Below are 1,986 nucleotides of genomic sequence, written 5' to 3'. Positions count from 1 at the left end.
ATTAAATTTTAGAAAATAGCCCATTTTTTGTTTAATTTAGGCGAAAGTCAACAAAAAAGGGTGGCGAAGCCACCCACACATGTTGATGAAGAGCCAAAATTTTTTCTATTACAAATTCCTCATATTCTTCATCGTTTAGGCTAGGATTTCTATACGGCAATGTTTCATTATTTTGCAACAAATGAGTTTCTATTCTTTTATATAGAAATTTTCTAAAATCTTCAATTTCCCATTCAATCTCTTTTACATATTGATCTAATTTATCGAGTGATTCATCATACCGACGAATTGTGGGCCAAACATCACTACGCATTGTCACACGGATATTTAGTCCTAAATTATCTTGTAGTAGATAACGACAAGCACTAAAAAAAGTACTCATTGATAAACGTTCTTTCTCCGTATTTTGAAAAGTCGCATCTAAATCATCTATTAAAATCCATACTTCGTTTTTACAGCTCAGTTTTTTGAGCATTTCTACTTGATCCTGGACGGTTTCCTTCTTTGGATATATTTTTCCAAGGGCATTTTCAAACCTAGATATTAAACATCCTACTAAATTTTTACTTTTAAAACCGTCTATTTCAGCTGATTCAACTAGCGTTATTTCGTCACTTGTTAAAGCAAAGTTTATGTTTTTAGCAATTTCTCTGTTTATGCAAGTACATAACCTAATCATCCAATCTCTTATATAATCGTTGGGAGATTCTAAAGGGGATGTTAAATTAAAACAACTACGAGTTAACTCGGCTCCTCGACATTTTATAACAAGAGCATTTTCCCTAGTTTCCAAAATATACCAGTAAAGGTATTGAATTAAAGCAGATTTTCCAATTCCTTTTTTCGCAGAAGCAACAATGAAATTTTTATAAAGATTTAAAAATGTGTGGCATGAAGGTAATGTAACGAAACAAGATTGAAGTTCCTGTTTTGACATATCATCGCCAGCCTCATTGCCAAAATCAAAATTTTTCAACAAGTTTGTCATGACAGACCTCTTTAATGCGAGTGAAGAACATTTCTTTGACAATATAAAAAACATTACGGTTGATATAACCAGTGACATCTTATTTAAAGTCAATCACAACACTCGATAAAACTTTTTAATTTAATGGAGGTGTAATTTTATGAAAAACATGAATCAAGCTATTTTTTAGAGAGGGGGGGGGGGAGGCGGGACTGAAGCGAGGGGGGAGACTTCCCCCACCATACGCAAAAGGACTGCATCGCTGCAGTCCTTTGAATGTTTGGGTTCGCAGGTCTGGATCCTTCGCGCTTACGCACTCAGGATGACACGCCTAATTAAATCTCTTCAATGGAGGAATGATATTCCTGGAGAGATTTAACTTCGCCCTTGCCAGCCTTGGCGGCGGCGATGCCCTTGACGGTGTCAAGAGCGGCAGCCAAAGTGGTGATGTAAGGAGTCTTGTACTTGATGGCAGCCTTACGGATGGCGGATTCATCGGCAACAGCGTCGCGGCGAGCCCACGGGGTGTTGATGATGAGGTTCACCTGCTTGTTCAGGATAACATCCAGAACGTTCGGGCGGCCTTCAGCAATCTTGTTCACCACTTCGCACTTGACGCCAGCCTTTTCGTAGAACTTGGCGGTGCCTTCGGTTGCGTAGATCTTGAAGCCAAGTTCCTGGAAACGCTGGCCCACTTCGATTGCCTGGTCGCAGAGGTTGGTCTTGTCAGACAAACTAATCAGCACTGCGCCGGAAGACGGGAGGATAGAACCTGCAGCTTCCTGGCTCTTGTAGTAAGCCAGGGCGAAGTCTTCGGAGAGGCCCAGCACTTCACCGGTGGAACGCATTTCAGGGCCGAGAACCGGGTCAACCTTGGGGAACTTGTCAAACGGGAACACAGCTTCCTTGGCGCCGTGGTGCTTGAACTTCTTGTCCTTCAGCTTCAAATCTTCCAGCTTTTCACCCATCATGAGGCGGGTAGCAAGGCGGGCCATCTGAGTGTTACAGACCTTGGAGAC

General features: G+C 41.5%; 1 protein-coding gene and 1 pseudogene. Both read right to left on the bottom strand.

Features of this window, described 5'->3' with window-relative positions:
- Positions 1 to 31: 31 nt before the first annotated feature.
- Positions 32 to 988 (bottom strand): P-loop ATPase, Sll1717 family, encoded by a 957-nt coding sequence (locus tag BGX12_RS15145; protein ID WP_109736850.1) that lies wholly within the window; start codon positions 986 to 988, stop codon positions 32 to 34.
- Positions 989 to 1,302: 314 nt separating this feature from the next.
- Positions 1,303 to 1,986 (bottom strand): annotated as a pseudogene (locus BGX12_RS15140) (carbamoyl phosphate synthase large subunit); the annotation flags it as partial.

The organism is Fibrobacter sp. UWR4, assembly GCF_003149045.1.
GTDB lineage: Bacteria > Fibrobacterota > Fibrobacteria > Fibrobacterales > Fibrobacteraceae > Fibrobacter.
This window is presented reverse-complemented; position numbering and strand designations above follow the sequence as displayed.

Excerpts from the sequence above, each read along its gene's own strand:
- BGX12_RS15145 (WP_109736850.1), bottom strand. The coding sequence starts at position 988 with ATGACAAACTTGTTGAAAAATTTTGATTTTGGCAATGAGGCTGGCGAT.